Origin of the sequence: Campylobacter sp. 2018MI13 (assembly GCF_018501135.1) — a bacterium.
Taxonomy (GTDB): Bacteria; Campylobacterota; Campylobacteria; order Campylobacterales; family Campylobacteraceae; genus Campylobacter_E.
Genome location: NZ_JAHCZC010000149.1, coordinates 1 through 1,282 on the forward strand (window position 1 = coordinate 1; position 1,282 = coordinate 1,282).

A 1,282-nucleotide genomic window follows, 5' to 3' on the forward strand; every position below is an offset into this window, starting at 1 on the left:
GATAAATATTCTTAAAGATAATTTTGCTTTAAATTGCGAATTTGCATAACCTAAAAATCCACCATCTAAATAAAATAATCTTGAATTATCATTCATAAAAATAGTAGTTTTGCTTGAAAAATTTGAATTCTGATAAAAAATATTAGCATCATTATGAAAAACTAAAATAGAATTATTATCAAGTTCTATATTTGTTTTTAAACTAGAAGTGCCTTTATATATTTTTTGATTTGATTGAGAACTTAAAGTAGCCTTAGAATTAAATAATTTAAAGCTTTGAGCGTAATTATCTTGATTTACAAAACCACCACCTAAAGTGCTAAGATAAGCAAAAAAATCTTCATTTTCGCTATCTTCTCCAAATCTAGTTGGAACTTGAATTAACCTTTGCATACCTTGTTGGTAATGCTCTTTTAAATGGTTATTTTCAAGTGTTATTTTTAATAAGCTCACTCTAAGCCTTTAAGAAGACAATTTTTCTCAATCCAATTAATAACATCAGACAAACCTTCATCTTTTTTAAGATTTGTAAAGAAAAAGTCTTTATTTTTTCTAAAATGTAAAGTATCGCTTTTCATAATATCAAGATTTGCACCAACATAAGGAGCTAAATCGGTTTTATTAATTATAAATAAATCAGATTTAATCATTCCAGCACCTGCTTTGCGTGGGATTTTTTCACCTTGTGCCACATCAATTACATAAATACTAAAATTAACTAAATCAGGACTAAAAGTAGCAGCTAAATTATCCCCACCACTTTCTAAAAAAAGTAAATCTAAATTAAATTTCTTTTGTAATTCATTTAATGCAGCTTCATTCATTGAAGCATCTTCTCTAATCGCAGTGTGCGGACACCCACCAGTTTCTACACCTATAATTCTTTCTGGTGGTAAAACGCTGTTTTTCGCTAAAAATAAGGCATCTTCTTTTGTATAAATATCATTTGTTACAACACCTATTTCATAATCTTTACTCATAACTCTTACTAATCTTTCTATTAAAAGAGTTTTACCAGCTCCAACAGGACCACCTACACCTATAATGACAGGTTTTTTCATAACAATCCTTTAAAAAAAATTAATTGTAGCTTTTAGTTTAGTTTTATCAAGCTTAAAAATTGCTGAATTATTTAAAATTTAAAAAGTTTATATAATTTTATTATTAATTATTTATTTATAATAATTATATATTATTTAATTTTTATAAATAATTTTCATATTTTGTATAAATTTTGCATAAATTTAAATAAAAAAAAAAAAAAAACAATAAATTATTTATA

The 1,282-nt window shown here is 24.7% G+C and carries 2 protein-coding genes; both read right to left on the reverse strand.

What is annotated here, in order from left to right; translation table 11 throughout:
- A partial coding sequence (locus KJQ99_RS09380) for an urease accessory protein UreD (protein ID WP_214150664.1) occupies nucleotides 1-453 on the reverse strand: 453 nt, incomplete at its 3' end.
- Entirely contained in the window at nucleotides 450-1,061 is a 612-nt protein-coding gene (gene ureG, locus KJQ99_RS09385; protein WP_214118767.1) for an urease accessory protein UreG, read from the reverse strand. The genes KJQ99_RS09380 and ureG, both read right to left, overlap by 4 nt.
- Between the last annotated feature and the right edge of the window lie 221 nt (nucleotides 1,062-1,282).

What these genes read in the sequence shown, in the direction of transcription:
- ureG (WP_214118767.1), bottom strand. Translation starts at nt 1,061, where the DNA reads ATGAAAAAACCTGTCATTATAGGTGTAGGTGGTCCTGTTGGAGCTGGT.